A 17,028-nucleotide genomic window follows, 5' to 3' on the forward strand; every position below is an offset into this window, starting at 1 on the left:
ACTCCACCATTAACAAAAAAATAGTAAAAATTTCATAGAAAAAAACTTTTATACTGTATTAAAATTCCTATTTTTAGTCCAGTAAAAAATACCGTATGAAATTACCCTTTATAGAAATAATTGAAGCCACAACAAGCAATCCTAATTTGTTAATGTGGAAATTCCCTGATGAAGACAAAGAAATAAAAAACGGGGCGAAATTAACCGTACGCGAAAGCCAGCAGGTAATGCTATTAAATCAAGGACAGCTCGCCGATGTATTTTCTCCCGGACTTCACACCCTGTCAACAGAAAACATTCCTATTTTAAGTTCATTAAAAGGATGGAAATACGGATTTGAAAGTCCGTTTAAAGTGGATGTTTACTTTTTCAATACACACCAATTTATAAACAATAAATGGGGAACTCCCGCTCCTATCCTGCTCCATGATCCGCAATTTGGACAAATCAGGGTAAGGGCATTTGGAAGTTTTGATATCCGAATTGTTGATGTTGCAAAATTCTTCCGACAATATGCCGGCACTTATGAACAGCTGACTATTTTTGAACTCCAAAACCAGTTGAGGGATTTTGTAGCTCCAAAGTTTGGGGAAGTCTTGGCAAATGAAAACATTACCATTACAGATGTTGCCGGAAATATTACGCAATTAGGCCAAAAGATCGAACCTTATCTCAAACCCTATTTTCTGCAATTCGGAATTGAATTAACGCAATTCGTCATTACCAGCGTAACCTTACCGGAAGAAGTTACCGCCCATTACGACAAAATCACCAACATGAATATGGTAACCGATATGGATAAATTTACCAAATTCAATACCGCAACAGCAATTGGTGAAAAAGGAACTGCAATACACGATGCCACCCAAAATGCCTTAAGCATGGGAATTCTTTTAAACCAAATTCAGCAAAACAAAGAAACTTCAAAAGAAGACCCCAAAGACGACCTGACTTCTAAACTTCAAAAACTGAAATCGTTATTTGATGCCGGTTTAATAGAAGAAGATGAGTTTAAAACTAAAAAAGCCGAATTATTAAGCCAATTGTAATGGAAGAGAAAAAAGTGACTTCGTTTCTGGACAAGCTGAAAGAAAAGGCGCAAAAACAAACCAATTATGGAGGTGAAACTGAAATGACCGATGCCCAGATGAGCCTGAGGGACTGCCCAAAATGCGGTGCCGGAAGAGCAAAACACGACGGTGTAACGCATTGTGCCTATTGCGGATTTGAGTTCATACCAGTAAATCTTACTGACGGATTTTATATCAAAAAGGAAGATAATTCAATTTAAAAAACAATAAAGTGTTCGGATTATTCAACAAACAAAACAATGAAACATCTGCAATCCCCGAATGGAATGCAGAACTTCAGGAATCAAAAGAAAGATGGTTTACTTTTCTGGAAAAACTGGAAGCCAAAATGGAAGAACTGGCAACAGCGGCAATTCCGGAACTGAAACAGCTTTTACAGGAAGATGATGATCTTTATAAAAGGACTTTTCACAGAGTGCTGGCAGGAGTTAATGGCCAGTTAAACAACATCAGGGAAAAAGCCAGGGATACATACGAACAAAAAATACATAGTCTTTACTACGACCTAAACGCTCAGGTTTCTATTTTGAGTCCACATTATAATTTGCTTTCTGATTTTAGAACGGCCTGCTCAGACCTACATAATGAATTTGAAAGAAAATTTGAATATTGGAGGGATCAAATCGAAAAAACACAGCAACGTGATCTCGAAATTGAGTACCAAAAAATCCTCAATGAATTTGAAGCTATTAAAGATAAATTCAGCTGTAAACAGTGCGGCGGAAATATCACTATTGATAAGATTTTTTTAATCGAAACCTATATTCCGTGTCCGTACTGCAAATCTCAAAATACTTTTGCGCCAAGCACACAGGCCAGAATGCTGCAAAATATTGCACGAGGCCTGGCAGAACAAAGGACAGCCCATTTATACGAAGCTTTTGAAACTGAAAACAACAAAGAACGAGAGTTGTATCACCAGCGCCATGAATTAAGCCTGAGCAAAATTCATGAAAATGACAGTAAAGTTCTAAATGACATCAAAACCAAAATGGATCAGCTGGAAAACGACAGACAAAATGCAATAGAAAATGCACCAAAATTATATCAGGCGTATTTGAGAGCCATGTATGACGAGTGGAACAAAATCACACCCGATTTAAAAGAGCACAACGAAAAAATGTATCAGAATCAATTACACTACAAATAAATTAATAACCTTAAAAACAGAAAAATGTTTAAAAAACTTTTTGGTTCCCTAACCGGAGACAACAAACAAGAAAATCAGATTGATGCGCAAACTTCAAATGATAATTATGAGAATAATTATGAAAACGAATATCAGGAAACAGAATACGATCCTGAAACTTTGCACGGAACACATTACGCTGTTGAAGATTTTGACAATGAAGTAGAAAGAAGAGCAGAAGCCTGGATTCAGGATGAGCGTGAAAGTGGGGAAAATTTACAGGAAAGCGACATCAAAAGCATTTATACCAATTACAGACGACAAGTTTACCAGGAATGGAATAACTGCGATTCTGATCAAATGATCCGGTTTGAACATGCCAATTCATTAAAATACAGCGGTGTTCAGACTTCCGGATTTGTAAAAGTAGAAGACAACAATCCGTTTCTTGAGCCGGTACATGGAATCTCATTGCGAGATTATACAGCCATGTGCCTGAAAATTAGTGCCGGTGTAGATTACAACGAAGTGTGCAGGGCAATGGGCATCGAATCGGTAATCTGGGAAGAATTAAATACCATCTGGCCACAGCGTATGGGCGAAGATACTTCTTTTACTGTTACCACTTTATTCGGTCAGTATTATGCAGAAAATGTTACGATTCCGCAATTAGAAAATATCAAGGCTGAAGTTTCAGAAGAAGGACTTGCCAATCTTGAAAGAATCAAAAGAGACCGTTATTTCTACGAAGAACTTGCCGGAGCGAGACAGGCGGCTTACGAATACGGAATCGACGGAGCACAATGGATCCTGGATAACTACGGCATCAATCTGGCCGATTTCCAGTCGGTTGCCATGCAGTGGATGACAGAACAGAATCAAAACTGGAACTCAGAAGAGATAATGGAGTTTTCAAATTACCAGCAGGAAAAACAAAAAGAATATGCAGCAAAATTCGCCGCAGAACAAGGCGGAAACGTAGCGGATGATGTAGAGTTCTAAACTATTTTTAGTGCATCGATTTAATCCGGTTTGCAATTGCAGACCGGATTTTTTTATGGGTTCCCAGCAGAAAAAGTAGGTCAGGTTATTCGCTAAATATTTGTTCGGGTTGGCGCCAGAACCGGGAAAGCCGAAGTTAGAAACTTAAAATTACATTGTTTATAGATTTTTTTTTAAAATAGTGTAATTTTTTTTATCCATATGACAACTAATAAATTAGTAGAATAATCAAATAACATTAAGCTTTGATTGATGAAAGAAGACTTTATAAAATCCATTAATGAATATCAAAATATAATTCACAAAATTTGCAGGCTATATAGAAACAGCCCTGAAGACCGTGAAGATTTATTTCAGGAAATAGTTTATCAATTATGGAAGTCGTATCCTAAATTTAAAGGAGAATCAAAAATAAGCACCTGGATATACCGGGTGGCTTTTAATACCTCAATAGTTACATTTAGAAAAAATAAAATTTCTATTTCTAACTATAAAAATATTCCCGAAAAGTTCCATCCTACACTAGAAAATTCATACTCGGAAAACGAAGAACGCATTTTTGAACTTCTTAGCAAATTAAATAGTATTGAAAAATCTATTATCACACTTTATCTCGAAGATTACAATTATGAAGAAATTGCGACTATAATTGGGATATCCGAAAATAATGTAGGAGTCAAACTGAACAGAATCAAAAACAAATTAAAAATAAAATAATATGGACTTACAAAACTTAAAAACAAACTGGAGTAAAATGAACTATTTACCAAAAAATGATATGGAATTAGAAAAAATGACTTCAATAAAAAATCATCCTGTCTTGAAAAAAATAAAAACAAAGCTTGTAATTGAAACTTTGGCTATTAGCATTTTCTTACTCACATATTACAGTGGATTCGACGGTGATAAAAAACCTCTTTACGCTAATATTCTTCTTATTTTTAGTGCCATTGCATATATTATCAACGGTTTATTAAGTTTACAGGTAATTCAAAAACCAATTCAGGGAGAAAACTTAAAGGAATCCATTTACACTTATTATAAAAAAGTAAAGACTATTTCAAAAATTTCTTTGAGCATTACGATAGTATACAGTGCTAGTCTGTTACTTTTTTTTGGGCTTGCAATCAATTTTAGAGGAGAAAAAAAATGGATGCTTCTATTTAGTATTATTGTACTAATCCAACTACTATTTTTATCATCCAGAATTTGGAAATCCTGGCTGGAAAAGTTAAAAATCGAAATCGAAAATTTCAACTAATCCACTCTAAACTTTTAATTCAGTGTACTTAAAAACCAAAAAGTGTTAGTGGTAAATTGAGTAAGAAAACAAGCCCTGAATTTAAGTCAACTGCTTATTAAAACATTGTCCGAAAGAAATAATCTACAAAATCCGATTTGCAATTGACGATTGGGTTTTTTATGGCATGCCCCGCAGAAAAAGCGGGTCGGGCTATACGCTAAATCTTTTGTTCCGTTTCTCTTCACAAAAGGATATCGCTGCTATCCCCTCATGCGGCATCCTGTTTCATGATAGAATCAATCTTTAATAAAAAGCTTTTTGAAGACAAATACGAAATTATTATATATTTGACGACAGCAAAATCTGATGATTTTCAGATATAGCTACATGAGTCTCGAGGGATAAACCGTATTTTGTCATACATGTATAACTTCTAACCAATATGAAAAAACTGATATAAATATAATATGTTTAATTTTTTAAATAAGAAAAAAGATTTATCAAAATTTGAATTTATTAAGTCATATTTCTGACAAGGAAAAATATTTTGTTCGAATAAAAAAATGGAATTGGTTAAATGCTGAACAAATCTCATTATTTGAAAAAGACTCTGAAGGAAAAATTAAAATGACGACACTAGATTATTGGTGTCAAGAAATGTTCTTAGATGCTGACGGACAAAAAACTATTTCCGAATATTTAAGTATTTTAATTAAACAATTTAGAGACAGTAAAATGGAAATTCCTATTGATTTGGATAAATTTATGGTAGAAACGCTTTTGAGTTTAAAAACGGATTTAAGCGCGATTGAGTTTATGGATTCGCCATCTGAAATAGAATCTGAATATAAGAGCCCAATAAAACAATAAAAAAACTGCTTTCCATACTTTCTACAGGAGAATATTGATGAGTACAATCATTATTTCACATCTGGTTTTATTCCGCCAAAAAAACCAGCGGGATTGCACAAGAAGCCGTAGACACTGCCAGAAAATCACAGCGTATAATGCGTAATTATAATTAGCTACTACGCAACCTTTTAGCAATATCTACATCTTTTTAGTAAACTATCTTAAAAATGTAACCTATGAAAAAATTTACTTTACTATTGATTTTCATATCACTAATTTCCTGCAGTAATGATAACAATGATGTATCTTCTAAAAATAACTTAAATGGCAAATGGAACTGGCTTATATCATCCGGAGTGTTTGGAGGCACACAAACCCCTAAAACAACAAATCAAACCCGGATTATTGAATTCTCAGGCAATACTTTAAAAACGTATAGTAATGGCAATCTGTTACAAACTCAAAAATTTTCTATTCAGACCAAACCATCCCCTTTTGGAGGTAACCGAAAAGTAATTGTAATCGATAAAGGAAATTCATTAACGAATGAGGTTTATTTTGATCAGTCTTTTGAAATTATTGGTGAAAAACTTTATTTAAGAGATGAATGTGTTGATTGTTACACACATGAATACGAGCGTATCAAATAGTCTTATTAACTGATAGAAGTTTGGATTAGCCCTGATGGCAGCGGTATCTCCCGATTTAGAAAACAAGGCTTTTTGCCGTAGTTTTTCTTATCGGGAATTTAGCGTACAGCAGGACAAAATATTCTGATGAAAAAGGAATGTTGTGCTCCTGAAATTTATTATAAGTTGTCCGAATTGATGCTAAAATTGTCCTTTTACGCCCCTAACCTATTGAATTTTAACACTAAATTTGTTTGTAAACATTTAAAACACACAAAATGAACACATCAGATTTTAGTACTGTAATTCAGGTTGAACAGTCTGCGGAGGAAGTTTTTAATGCCATTACAAATGTTCGTGGCTGGTGGTCAGAAGAAATTGAAGGCGATTCGGCGAAACTCAATGATGAATTTAATTATCATTACGAAGATATTCACCGTTGTAAAATCAGATTGACAGAAGTGATTCCGAACCAAAAAATCGTCTGGCTGGTCGAACAAAACTATTTTAAGTTTACCGAAGACAAAACGGAATGGACCGGTACAAAACCCACTTTTGAAATTACTGAGAAAGACGGAAAAACAGCACTTAAGTTTACGCATGTTGGTCTGGTTCCTGATTATGAATGTTTTCAAATCTGCAGGGATTCGTGGACCAATTATATTCAGAACAGTCTAAAAAAACTCATTACGACCGGCAAAGGTGAACCCAACGCGAGCGGAAAACCTCAGACAGAAAACGAAAGAAAACTGAGTGCAGGCGAATAATACTGTTCGAAAAACCAACAATAAAATATACTCCGTTACAAAACTCCCATCATAATTGACGAAATATTCAGCTTATCAGCTTAACTTTGCAGTCTATAAAACTAAAAACGTTAAAATACAGTACCATGGATATTTTGGAATTAATGAAAAAAAGATACTCTGCGAAAAAATACAATGCTGACAAAGCTATTCCGCAGGAAAAAATCGAAGCTTTGAAAGAGGTTTTATACCTGAGCCCTTCTTCTATAAATATTCAGCCATGGAAATTTACATTTGTCCAAAATACGGGAGTTAAAGCACAATTAGCTGCAGTTTCGATGCACAATCAGGAAAAAGTAAATCAGGCACAGCTGATAGTTGTATTTAGTGTTGCCGATGATCTGGATGCTTTTCAGCAAATAGTAGATACCCAAATGCCCGAAGCCCGCAGAAACTGGTACAATCAGATTAAAGCCAGTAAGCCTGAAGCTGAATTAAAAACTTGGCTTTCTCAGCAGGTATATATTGCTCTGGGAGTTGGTCTCACTGCCAGTATTGCGTTAGGTCTGGATTCTACAGCGATGGAAGGGATCGAATCTGATAAATACAAAGAAATCCTAAATATGCCGGCATTTAAACCATTATTTGCCATGGCAGTTGGTTATGGTGCCGAAGATGATTTTAACCGAATTGAGGCTACACCAAAATCGAGAAGATTACTGGACAGTGTCATTGAGAGCATCTAAACTTTATATAAAAACATGACCACCGACATCATTGAATTAAACAATTTTATCGTCCTGATCGAACATTCTAATGCAGAGAAAACCTTTGTTCAGAAGTGTGAAATCGACGGAGATGCGGTGGGTTTTGCTTTTTATGGTTCCGGAAATGTTGAGTTAGAAATCAAACACAACAATCAGACAAAATATTTGACGAATACTACCGGACTGGCGATTTCGTTTTTTGGCAATCAAAAAGTAGAATTTGCCCATAAAATCGCTCCTGACAAACCATTGCAGTCCATTAGTATTTTTACGAAACTTAAAAACCTGCATACGCTCTCTCAGGTCGAAAAAGAAATTTTCGAAAAACAGCTGCCTGAGTTATTAAATCCGAAGGAACATTTTGTAAAAGGCCCTACCTTTTTTATGACGCTTGACATGCAGCTTGCTGTTCAGAAGATTTTCAATACCCCCTACTCCGGCAATACAAGGCTGTTATTCTTAAAAAGTCAGGTCAACGAATTACTGTCACATTATTTTGCCCTTTTGTCTGATGATAAAAAAGTAGAACTGACCGATAAGGACAAAGAGAAACTTTTTCAGGCAAAAGAAATCGTGAGCACACAATATTCAAAACCTCCCACTATTTCAGAATTGTCAAGACTTATCGGACTCAACAGTACCAAATTAAAAAAGAATTTCAAAGAGCTATTTGGTATTCCTATTTACAAATACATTCACGAAGAACGGTTGAACAAAGCGTATGAACTGCTTTCCCAAACCGAGAAAACTGTTCAGGAAGCCGCCTGGGAAGTTGGATACGAAAGCCTGAGTTCGTTTTCGAATGCTTTTCAGAAAAAGTTTAGTTCAAGACCTAACGAAGTAAAAAAACAATTCTTTTCAAACAAATCTTAATTCTTTTCCGACAAATGATTTGGTTATGATCCCTGCAACTTTGCAGTATCATTAATCTTAAATCATATAAAATGGAAAATCAGAAAATTTTAGTTCTTGGCGGAAACGGAAAAACAGGCCGCAGAGTGACAAAACTGTTAAAAGAAATAAGCAAAACCGAAGTTTACATCGGATCCAGAAATGGCATCCCTCCTTTTCACTGGGAAAATCCCGAAACCTGGCCTGAGGTAATGGAAGGGATCGATACCGTTTACATCACTTTCCAACCCGATTTAGCTATTCCGTCAGCTCCGGAAACGATTCAGAAATTCACAACTTTGGCCACTCAAAACGGTGTACAGAAAATAGTACTTCTTTCCGGAAGAGGCGAAAAAGAAGCGCAGGTTTGCGAAGAAATTGTAAAATCTACAGCAAAAAACTGGACAATTGTAAGAGCCAGCTGGTTCAGTCAGAATTTTAGCGAGAGCATCTTTTTAGAGCCTGTTCTGGCAGGTTATGTAGCCATTGCAAGAGCTGAAACGCCGGAACCTTTTACCGATGCTGATGATATTGCGGCCGTAGTAACCGAAGCGCTTTTAAACGAAAAACACAATGGCAAAACATACGAACTTACTGGTCCGAGGCTGCTCAGCTTTGAACAGGCGGTTGCAGAAATAGCCCGGGTTACTGGCAGGGAAATTCAGTTTCATCCGCTTTCTGTAGACGAATACATCAGTATGCTGCGCGAATATCAGGTTCCGGAAGACGAACTATGGCTGGTAAACTATCTTTTCACTGAAGTTCTGGATGGCCGAAATTCCAGCATCACCAGCGATATTGAAAAAGTCTTAGGCCGAAAAGCCAAAGATTTTACTGATTACGTAAAAGAAACAGCCCAAACAGGAATCTGGAATTCTCCTGCATCAACTCAAACACCATGAATTATCCAAGAGCTATCTAAACTGAAATACTAACGTAAGCCAAAACTAAAAAACGTTATTTTAAAATCCGATTTGTGATAAGCAGATCGGATTTTTTATGGCATGCCCCGCAGAAAAAGCGGGTCGGGCTATTCGCTAAATTTTTTGTTCCGTTACTCTTCACAAAAAGATACCGATGCTATCCCTCATGCGGTATTGGGTTTCATGATGAACTGTGGTTTAATTATTAAATTTTTGCGAAAAACTAAAATCCATTACCTTATTTCAAAAATAAAGAATTTTCTTATATTTACAAAAAAACTTATTTATGATTTGGAAAGCTGGTATAATAAAGCATAAAAAGGAAAGCAGAATAAGTGTGTCTTTTGAAAAAAAAACCGAATTGATAAACCGGGTCAAACAAATTGAAGACGCAAGGTGGAGCCAAACATTAAAAATCTGGCATATTCCAGATACTATCGAAAACAGAATTCGATTTAAAATCGAATTGATTCCCACTCTTTCATCAGAAGCAATTACACAAATTCAGAAATTTGCTGATTGGCTGAATTCAAAACGGTATAGTCCCAATACGATCAAAACTTATACAGAAGCATTAAAATCGTTTTTACTTTTTTTTAAAGAAAAGCCAGTAGCCGAAATTACCAATGAGGATGTTATTTGCTATAATAATCAATACATTCTTCAGAACAATTTGTCTTCTTCTTATCAAAACCAAATTGTAAATGCGATCAAATTATATTTTGCAACCGTATTAGACACCAAAATCGAAATAGATAAAATTCATCGCCCAAGACGGGAGAAAGTCTTACCGAATGTCCTGAGTAAAGAAGAAGTAAAACAAATTTTAAACGCCCATACCAATCTGAAACACAAAACAATGCTGAGTTTAATTTATAGTTGTGGTTTGCGAAGGAGCGAACTTATAAATTTAAAACCTACAGATATTGACTCAAAAAGAGGTATTGTCATTATTCGTCAAGGCAAAGGTAAAAAAGACAGAATTGTTCCTTTATCACAAAAAATATTACAAATGCTACGGGAATATTATTTAGGCTATAAACCTAAACTTTGGTTGTTTGAAGGGCAAAATGCAGGTGAAAAGTATTCTGAATATAGTTTACAAAGTGTATTGAAACAAGCTCTTAAAAAAGTTGGAAACAAAAAACCTGTAACTCTTCACTGGCTTCGTCATAGCTATGCCACACATTTGCTTGAAAGCGGTACTGATTTAAGATTTATACAAGAATTATTAGGTCATAACAGCAGTAAAACAACTGAAGTATACACCCATGTAAGCACAAAAAGCTTACAGCAAATTAAAAGTCCCTTTGATGATTTGTAAACATTTATTTATATATTCGTATCCACAATAATATAATATTATCACACATATCTGACCAAATAAGGGGGCTATGTGTGATTTCATCACACATATAAATAAGTTGGGAGTAATTGGCAGTAGACTACGGAGTTTCTTGCACAATAAATTTTCGGGATATTTTTTTGGGATGTTTAAAGGATAAAGCATTTAGGCTTCAAGTCTTTCGATTGGGAATCGTAGAAAGTTCACTTTCAATACGTTTGACAACGTAAAAGACTTGGCGAAGTTATCGAAAATAAATGACAAAGTCAAGAACTTACTTTCGAAAACTTAAACATCCCAAAAAAACAGCGCCCAAAAACCCCTATTATTGACTTCGCCTAGCAGGCTTGCTAAGCGCAATAAATAATTGGTTTCATTGATTTGGATTGTGTAGAAAGAAAAAGACAGGAGTAGTCTATCCAACTCCGTTACTGATTAAAATATGGATTGTGTATAAGTCAGTAACTACTCCCAACAGCGGCTATGAGAAATGCCTTCCGCTTTTTTTGGATAAAATAGTACAAATTGAAAAATTTGGCTATTTTAGCTATTATTAGTGAAGCGGCAAAGAGAAGGCACTTCGCATAGCCGCGAAACGTTACCAGTAACCATAGAAAACCAACAGAATGAGTGAAATTGACAAAATTCTAAAAAAATATAACTGGCCAACAAAGGAATCAGAAGACGATTTAGATTTTAGTGAGATTGAGAATCGAATTGGGTTTACGTTGCCTGAAGACTATAAAGAATTTCTCCGAAAGTATTCCTTTTACGAAACTCATATAGGAGAAGAATCATTCAAACTTTGGGACTTTGAAAAATTGTTGGAATGGAATGAAGGTTATGAAATAATTGAGAGCCTTAAAATGACTATTGGAATTGGAGACAACGGAGGTGGCGAATTTATCGGAATTGAAAAAATGGTTGACGGCAAAATCAGAACAGTTCTGACACCATTTATTGACCTTGACAAAGAATATCACATTGAGATTGGTATTTCATTCACAGACTTTCTAAAGAGAATGGACAACGGAGAAAAATGGTTCAAAGAAAATGAAACGAAATAAAAATGGCTACTGGTAACAGCTACTACAACGGATTTGGGCAATAGGTTTAGTGGAAAGTTGGTTTTGTACTTGGAATGATTGGGCAAATCCGAAGAATGGGCTTAATTTAATCCCAAACCCGCTGTAGTAGCGACACGTTAGCGGATAGTTTGAGACAAAATTGCAAATAAGACAAACATGAAAATAAAATTCACTTTTTTAATTCTAATTATACTTCAACTTTCGTGTAAAAACAATACCGATAAACAAGAAGATACTTGGAATAATAGAATTCAGGAATTTGAATCTCAAAAGGAAAAGACTAAAAAATTTGATTTTGAAGAATTCGAAATATTAAAAGGACAAGTTGGTGATATAAAAATTGGAATGAATATTAAAGATGCAGAAGAAAAACTAAATGAATTAACCAAAAAGGAAGCCGAAGCATATGATTTTGGTTTTGATGGTGGAGGAAAAGCATACATTTATTCATTGGAAAACGAACCTATTTTAGCACTAATTCCTAAAAGGGATTCTGAAGAAATATTAGTCATTATTGCTCTGAGTAAAAATCTAAAAACAAATAATGACCTAAATCCGAAATCTAAAGTGACAGAAATACAAGCGAAATATCCAAATATTGAAATAAATCAAGATTTAATGATGGGTTGGGAATTTATGTCCGATAAGAAAAATAATTGGGACTTTGTATTTATGACAGAAGAAAATAGCAGAATTGGAGAATATAAAGAAATTGAAGTTCCAACAAAGCCTAAAAGAACTGAAACGAAAATGGACTGGATCACAGTTAAATAAAAAACCATCCGCTAACACTTGCTACAAGAGATTTGGGCATTTGGCTTAATTTAAAAATGGTCTTGTACTTGGGAAGTTTAGGCAAATCCGAAAATAGAGCTTAATTTAACCCCAAACCTCTTGTAGCAAGGGAACGTTAGCTGCAAGATTACCTCCCAATAAACCAAATCAAATGAATAAAGAAGAAATATTAAATTTAATAGTTGAAAAGCAAAATCATATAAAAATAATTAAAGAAAAATTTGAAGCATTAGATTTCGAAGACGACAAATTATGTGAATATTACAAAGAACTAAGTTTTACTGAAAACTATTTATTTGACATTTCTAAAGAATTGGAGGATGAAATAATCCCGAAAATATTTTATAAGAAGATATACAATAACATTTCAGCAGTAAATACTAATAATTTATTTAATACATTAAACAATCCAAATTATGTAGTAAATACCGATAGTTTAAAAACTTATTGTGAACATAATAAGTTAAATACAATAGGAGCGTTTGTTACTTACAAATTTTATAAAGACTTAGGTTTTTTTACAGAAAATATTGTTGTTGTTGGCGCAAATGGTTCAGGTAAATCAACTTTAGCAAATAATCTTAAGACAGTAATTGACGAGAAAGATGGTATTGTTATTCCTGCCCAAAAATTATTGATTATTCCAACTTTTGATAACACACCTAATTACAATAGTTCAAGTAAAGAATATGATGATTATCAAAAAAATTATAGGGACAATAAAGTAACTTATAATGCGTCAAAAACTGACGACATTCCATATTCAGAAACAAAAAAATATGGCTCTGAATATAAGTATGTTTTAAAAACATTAATAGCTGAAAGAGCACATATTAGAAATACATTCTGTACAAATTTTTCTAAAGATTTAGAAGTTAATAAGGATGATTTACACAGCAAATTGGATACTGCTATCGAAATTTGGAACTCATTAATCGAACATCGAGAAATGTTTTTTAATGAAAGTAATGAACTGATGATTAAAGATCCCTCAAATGGAAACGATTACCCTGCTTATAAAATGAGTGATGGTGAAAAGAATATACTTTACTTAATCGGTCGAGTTTTATTGACGAATACCAATTCATTAATTATAATTGACGAACCAGAAATGTATCTTCACAAAGCAATTGTGAATAAACTTTGGGATAAATTAGAAGTTCTAAAACAAGATTGCATCTTTGTATATTTAAGTCACGATTTGGATTTTGCTTCTTCAAGAAAAGCTCAAAAATATTGGATTAAGAATTTTCAGTTTCCAATAAATTGGGACATAGAAAATATTCCTGAAAACGATATCCCTGAAAATCTTCTAATGAAACTTTTGGGTAGTAGAAAGCGAATTCTATTTTGTGAAGGAAAAATTAATAGTCTAGACATAAAGATATTTGAAATATTATTTCCGAATTTCACAATAACCCCATTATCCAGCTGTAAAGATGTAATTAATTATGTACGCTCCTTTAACAAAATTCCAAATAGAAATGTGGAAGCAATTGGGTTCATTGATAGAGATTTTAGAATCAAAGAACAACTAGAAAAATTAGAAACCGAAAATATATATTCATATTCAGTTTCAGAAATTGAAAATCTATTCTTAATAAAGGAATTCGTAGCTAAATATGCTGAATATAAAAAAGAAAATATTGATTTACAAAAATTAGAGGACAAAGTATTAAAATTACTTGATGAAAATAAAGTATTACAAGCTTCCAATTTTGCTTCTTCAAACATAAATTATAATTTCTCTGAATCCCACGTTAAAAAGGGAAATGATTTAAAAAATGTGAAAGCGAATCTTGAAACTTTCATAGCAAACTTAAGTATAGAAAATGTTTACAATGAAAGAATTAAACTATTAGAAAAAATCGTTAACGATAAGGATTATCAGCAAGCGATAATGCATTATAATAACAAAGGGATATTAGGTATTGTTGAAGATATATTATCTCTAAAATCTAATTCTTATCGTTTAAAAGCTTTGGACTTTTTAAAAATAAATGAAGAAGCTCAAAATATTATAAAAAAGGCACTTCCAAGTATTTAAAAAATCCTGCAGCTAACACACGCTACAAGCAATTTGGGGATTTGGCTTAATGGAAAAATTGGTTTGTATTTGGAAGATTTTGCAAATCCGAAAGATAACGTACATTTAGCCCCAAACTGCTTGTAGCGCGAGAACGTCAGGCTGTGAAAAAACCTTCCTTCTTCTATTAAAGTCTTAAAATTTCGCCGCACTATAATTCCAATAAAGCCTTACACTTGACCGCTTTTTTTAGGCTGTCAATTTCTCTGAATAAAAAACTGTTGCTGTATTTAGCTTTAAATAACTCGTTTTCAGCAAAAACAAGACCTTTTCCTTATAAGGTGAGTTCCATTTTTGGAGTTTGGCAATAAGTTCGGGAACGCCCAATATATTGATACTGCGTTTAATATTATAGACCAGCATAATCAGGCTGTGTTCTCCATTTACTTTATCGAGTCCTGTTAAATTGGTGTGGTTATAGCCCCATTGCCGTTTGATGGTTCCAAAGATGTGTTCGTTTATTTCCTGTCGCTTGCGGTACAGCTGTGGATTTTCCTGATAACGTTTGTTGTTTTCTTCTACGGCATCTGCATATTGGCTACGGTCAATTTCCCTGCCTGCCGCTCTACTGGTGCATAAATGTTTTACAGGACATTCCCTGCATTTGGATGTACGGTACTTTTTAAAATTATAGCTGTCTTTATCGGTTGTTTTCTTATGCCATCTTCCCGTGGTTTGTAGCGTTTGCCCTTCTGGGCAAGTGTAGGTATCATTGGATTTGTTGTATTGAAACCTGGCAACCAAATAAGCAGGCTGTGTGCCGTTTTCGTTGCTTTTTCCTTGCCCGGGCTGCGCTACAATGGTAGTGATGCTGCCTTGTTTGCAGATCTCTATTTGTTTGCCGTTGTGATAACCTTTGTCTACAAGGGCAGTATAAGTTTCAATTCCTAAATTCTCTTTGGCTTCAAGGGCAATAGCCGATAAAGCACTGCGGTCGTTCTTGTTGATAGTGTGCGTGGCTACTACAAGATTGTGTTTGGCATCCACTGCAGCCTGAACATTAAAGGATATTTCAACTACTTGTCCCTGCACTAATAATGCTCTGGCATCACTATCGGTAGTGCTGATTTGAGGCTCTCCACTGGCCTTTAACTTTTCTTCCAGCAAATCATAGCGAAGCTTATTTTGTTTTAAGCGTTCTATCTTTTGTTGGATGTTTTTGATTTTTGGAGCATTTTCTTTTGCATCATTTTCTTCCAAAGCATCTAGATATTCTTGGGTTTTAGCTTCAATGTATTCTAAATGTTTGTCTATTTTCTTTTGGTTGAAATTAGCTTTACGGCTATTGTGCGCCCTGCTTTTAGTTCCATCAATAGCAATGGTTTCACAGCCTATTAAGTCGGCGTCTTTTAAAAACACAACATAGAGTTTAAACAAGTTCTTTAATGCCAATGAATTATTCTTTCTGAAGTCTGATATACTGTGGTAGTTGGGACGAATGTCTTCTAATAACCACTGCATTTCAATATTTCTGAAGGATTCTCTTTCTAATTTTCTGGAGCTTCTTATTCCGTTGATATAGCCGTACAAATAGGCCTTAAGGAACAACGTGGTATTGTAGCTCGGACGGCCTTCTCTTTTAATGGTCTGTACTGAAAACCCTAGTTTGGAAAGGTCTATAAACATAACAAATGCATCTATAAACCGCACTTGATTATCGTGAGCTATAGTGTCTTCCAGACTGGAAATACGCATTTGGTTACGAGAAATTCCTGAGATATGTTGCATCCTTAAAAATACGAAATTTCCTGCTGTAAGAAAACTTTTTTGCTATATTTGATTCGAATACAAACGGAAGTTTTTTCACAGACTGACGTTATGGGCAAGCTTACAAAAAACGACATATGAAATACACTCTTTTATTTTTTATAATTCCATTTTTTTCTTTTGCGCAAGTTGACACTGTGCGAGCTGTTGTGATAAAAGAAAATAAATCCAAAATTGACACAGTCGAAACAAAAACGTATACCGATTATGAAAACGGTTACTCAATTGAAAAACCAAAATGGCTCAAAATTAATCATAAATTACCTTTAAATCGATATGGTGGAACTATGCCAGCCGTAGAAGGAATTGAGAATGCAATTATGATAACTGCCTTAAAAAAGAATCGTTACGAAAATTTTAATGATTTCGTACGAATCTTTATAACAGGAAATAAATTTGGACAACCTACTCTATTTAACGACCAATTTATTTTTTATGGTAGAAATGAAAAAGACTTTAAAAAAATAAAACACGGAGTAACTTCACGTTTATTCTATATGTACAAAAATAAAATATATCATAATCAGTTTGTTCTACTTGAAACCTCAAGTTCATATTTATTTGTACATTTTAGTTCAACACCTGAAACTTACGATATAAACATAAAGAAGTTTAATGAGTTTTTGAAAGGACTAACCGTACAATAAAGCCAGCCCATAACACTTGCTACAAGA

18 protein-coding genes are annotated in these 17,028 nt (G+C 34.2%); 17 read left to right on the top strand and 1 reads right to left on the bottom strand.

Going from position 1 to position 17,028, the window contains the following annotated elements; all coding sequences use genetic code 11:
- Positions 1–95 precede the first annotated feature (95 nt).
- The 16 genes from OZP09_RS04940 (at position 96) to OZP09_RS05015 (ending at position 14,548) form a co-directional block, all read left to right on the top strand.
- A complete protein-coding gene (locus tag OZP09_RS04940) occupies positions 96–1,049 on the top strand; it encodes an SPFH domain-containing protein (RefSeq protein ID WP_269236816.1) in 954 nt (317 codons plus the stop codon).
- Positions 1,049–1,291, top strand: coding sequence for a hypothetical protein (locus OZP09_RS04945; RefSeq protein ID WP_269236817.1), 243 nt, complete (start codon positions 1,049–1,051; stop codon positions 1,289–1,291). The genes OZP09_RS04940 and OZP09_RS04945 overlap by 1 nt, the downstream gene beginning before the upstream one ends.
- 11 nt (positions 1,292–1,302) lie before the next feature.
- Entirely contained in the window at positions 1,303–2,241 is a 939-nt protein-coding gene (locus tag OZP09_RS04950; RefSeq protein ID WP_269236818.1) for a hypothetical protein, read from the top strand.
- A 24-nt stretch (positions 2,242–2,265) separates the two neighbouring features.
- Positions 2,266–3,222 carry a DUF6620 family protein gene (locus tag OZP09_RS04955; protein WP_269236819.1) on the top strand — a complete coding sequence of 319 codons (957 nt, stop codon included), beginning with the start codon at positions 2,266–2,268 and terminating at the stop codon, positions 3,220–3,222.
- Positions 3,223–3,474: 252 nt separating this feature from the next.
- Positions 3,475–3,939, top strand: coding sequence for an RNA polymerase sigma factor (locus tag OZP09_RS04960; RefSeq protein ID WP_269236820.1), 465 nt, complete (start codon positions 3,475–3,477; stop codon positions 3,937–3,939).
- Position 3,940: 1 nt separating this feature from the next.
- Positions 3,941–4,483 (top strand): hypothetical protein, encoded by a 543-nt coding sequence (locus OZP09_RS04965; protein ID WP_281310394.1) that lies wholly within the window; start codon positions 3,941–3,943, stop codon positions 4,481–4,483.
- 489 nt (positions 4,484–4,972) lie between these two features.
- A complete protein-coding gene (locus OZP09_RS04970) occupies positions 4,973–5,335 on the top strand; it encodes a hypothetical protein (protein WP_269236822.1) in 363 nt (120 codons plus the stop codon).
- Between the two features lie 218 nt (positions 5,336–5,553).
- Complete coding sequence (locus tag OZP09_RS04975; RefSeq protein WP_269236823.1) at positions 5,554–5,967, top strand: hypothetical protein; 414 nt, start codon at positions 5,554–5,556, stop codon at positions 5,965–5,967.
- 257 nt (positions 5,968–6,224) lie between these two features.
- Complete coding sequence (locus OZP09_RS04980) at positions 6,225–6,713, top strand: SRPBCC family protein (protein ID WP_269236824.1); 489 nt, start codon at positions 6,225–6,227, stop codon at positions 6,711–6,713.
- A 125-nt stretch (positions 6,714–6,838) separates the two neighbouring features.
- Positions 6,839–7,438 (top strand): nitroreductase family protein, encoded by a 600-nt coding sequence (locus OZP09_RS04985; protein ID WP_269236825.1) that lies wholly within the window; start codon positions 6,839–6,841, stop codon positions 7,436–7,438.
- Positions 7,439–7,453: 15 nt separating this feature from the next.
- The gene (locus OZP09_RS04990; RefSeq protein WP_269236826.1) at positions 7,454–8,332 is read left to right on the top strand and encodes a helix-turn-helix domain-containing protein; all 879 of its coding nucleotides are present in this window, start codon (positions 7,454–7,456) and stop codon (positions 8,330–8,332) included.
- 71 nt (positions 8,333–8,403) lie between these two features.
- Positions 8,404–9,252, top strand: a complete 849-nt coding sequence (locus OZP09_RS04995; RefSeq protein ID WP_269236827.1) for a Rossmann-fold NAD(P)-binding domain-containing protein — start codon at positions 8,404–8,406, stop codon at positions 9,250–9,252.
- A gap of 307 nt (positions 9,253–9,559) precedes the next feature.
- On the top strand, positions 9,560–10,597 hold the full coding sequence (gene xerA, locus OZP09_RS05000; protein ID WP_281310395.1) for a site-specific tyrosine recombinase/integron integrase: 1,038 nt from the start codon (positions 9,560–9,562) through the stop codon (positions 10,595–10,597).
- 647 nt (positions 10,598–11,244) lie between these two features.
- A complete protein-coding gene (locus tag OZP09_RS05005) occupies positions 11,245–11,685 on the top strand; it encodes an SMI1/KNR4 family protein (RefSeq protein WP_269236829.1) in 441 nt (146 codons plus the stop codon).
- Between the two features lie 177 nt (positions 11,686–11,862).
- On the top strand, positions 11,863–12,480 hold the full coding sequence (locus OZP09_RS05010) for a hypothetical protein (protein ID WP_269236830.1): 618 nt from the start codon (positions 11,863–11,865) through the stop codon (positions 12,478–12,480).
- 172 nt (positions 12,481–12,652) lie between these two features.
- Positions 12,653–14,548, top strand: coding sequence for an AAA family ATPase (locus OZP09_RS05015; RefSeq protein WP_281310396.1), 1,896 nt, complete (start codon positions 12,653–12,655; stop codon positions 14,546–14,548).
- Positions 14,549–14,776: 228 nt separating this feature from the next.
- Here OZP09_RS05015 and OZP09_RS05020 read toward each other — a convergent pair whose 3' ends face one another.
- On the bottom strand, positions 14,777–16,315 hold the full coding sequence (locus OZP09_RS05020) for an IS1182 family transposase (RefSeq protein WP_281309990.1): 1,539 nt from the start codon (positions 16,313–16,315) through the stop codon (positions 14,777–14,779).
- A 116-nt stretch (positions 16,316–16,431) separates the two neighbouring features.
- On the opposite strand from OZP09_RS05020, the gene OZP09_RS05025 reads away from it, so the two are divergent.
- Positions 16,432–17,001: a hypothetical protein gene (locus tag OZP09_RS05025; RefSeq protein ID WP_269236833.1), complete on the top strand. Its 570-nt coding sequence runs from the start codon at positions 16,432–16,434 to the stop codon at positions 16,999–17,001.
- The last annotated feature ends 27 nt before the right edge of the window (positions 17,002–17,028 follow it).

The organism is Flavobacterium flavigenum, assembly GCF_027111255.2.
Taxonomy (GTDB): Bacteria; Bacteroidota; Bacteroidia; order Flavobacteriales; family Flavobacteriaceae; genus Flavobacterium; species Flavobacterium flavigenum.

Coding starts and splice junctions, on each gene's coding strand:
- OZP09_RS04985 (WP_269236825.1), top strand. CDS start 6,839: ATGGATATTTTGGAATTAATGAAAAAAAGATACTCTGCGAAAAAATAC.
- OZP09_RS04945 (WP_269236817.1), top strand. CDS start 1,049: ATGGAAGAGAAAAAAGTGACTTCGTTTCTGGACAAGCTGAAAGAAAAG.
- OZP09_RS05015 (WP_281310396.1), top strand. CDS start 12,653: ATGAATAAAGAAGAAATATTAAATTTAATAGTTGAAAAGCAAAATCAT.
- OZP09_RS04940 (WP_269236816.1), top strand. CDS start 96: ATGAAATTACCCTTTATAGAAATAATTGAAGCCACAACAAGCAATCCT.
- OZP09_RS05020 (WP_281309990.1), bottom strand. CDS start 16,315: ATGCAACATATCTCAGGAATTTCTCGTAACCAAATGCGTATTTCCAGT.
- OZP09_RS04995 (WP_269236827.1), top strand. CDS start 8,404: ATGGAAAATCAGAAAATTTTAGTTCTTGGCGGAAACGGAAAAACAGGC.
- OZP09_RS05010 (WP_269236830.1), top strand. CDS start 11,863: ATGAAAATAAAATTCACTTTTTTAATTCTAATTATACTTCAACTTTCG.
- OZP09_RS04965 (WP_281310394.1), top strand. CDS start 3,941: ATGGACTTACAAAACTTAAAAACAAACTGGAGTAAAATGAACTATTTA.
- OZP09_RS04975 (WP_269236823.1), top strand. CDS start 5,554: ATGAAAAAATTTACTTTACTATTGATTTTCATATCACTAATTTCCTGC.
- OZP09_RS05025 (WP_269236833.1), top strand. CDS start 16,432: ATGAAATACACTCTTTTATTTTTTATAATTCCATTTTTTTCTTTTGCG.
- OZP09_RS04955 (WP_269236819.1), top strand. CDS start 2,266: ATGTTTAAAAAACTTTTTGGTTCCCTAACCGGAGACAACAAACAAGAA.
- OZP09_RS04990 (WP_269236826.1), top strand. CDS start 7,454: ATGACCACCGACATCATTGAATTAAACAATTTTATCGTCCTGATCGAA.
- OZP09_RS05005 (WP_269236829.1), top strand. CDS start 11,245: ATGAGTGAAATTGACAAAATTCTAAAAAAATATAACTGGCCAACAAAG.
- OZP09_RS04960 (WP_269236820.1), top strand. CDS start 3,475: ATGAAAGAAGACTTTATAAAATCCATTAATGAATATCAAAATATAATT.
- xerA (WP_281310395.1), top strand. CDS start 9,560: ATGATTTGGAAAGCTGGTATAATAAAGCATAAAAAGGAAAGCAGAATA.
- OZP09_RS04980 (WP_269236824.1), top strand. CDS start 6,225: ATGAACACATCAGATTTTAGTACTGTAATTCAGGTTGAACAGTCTGCG.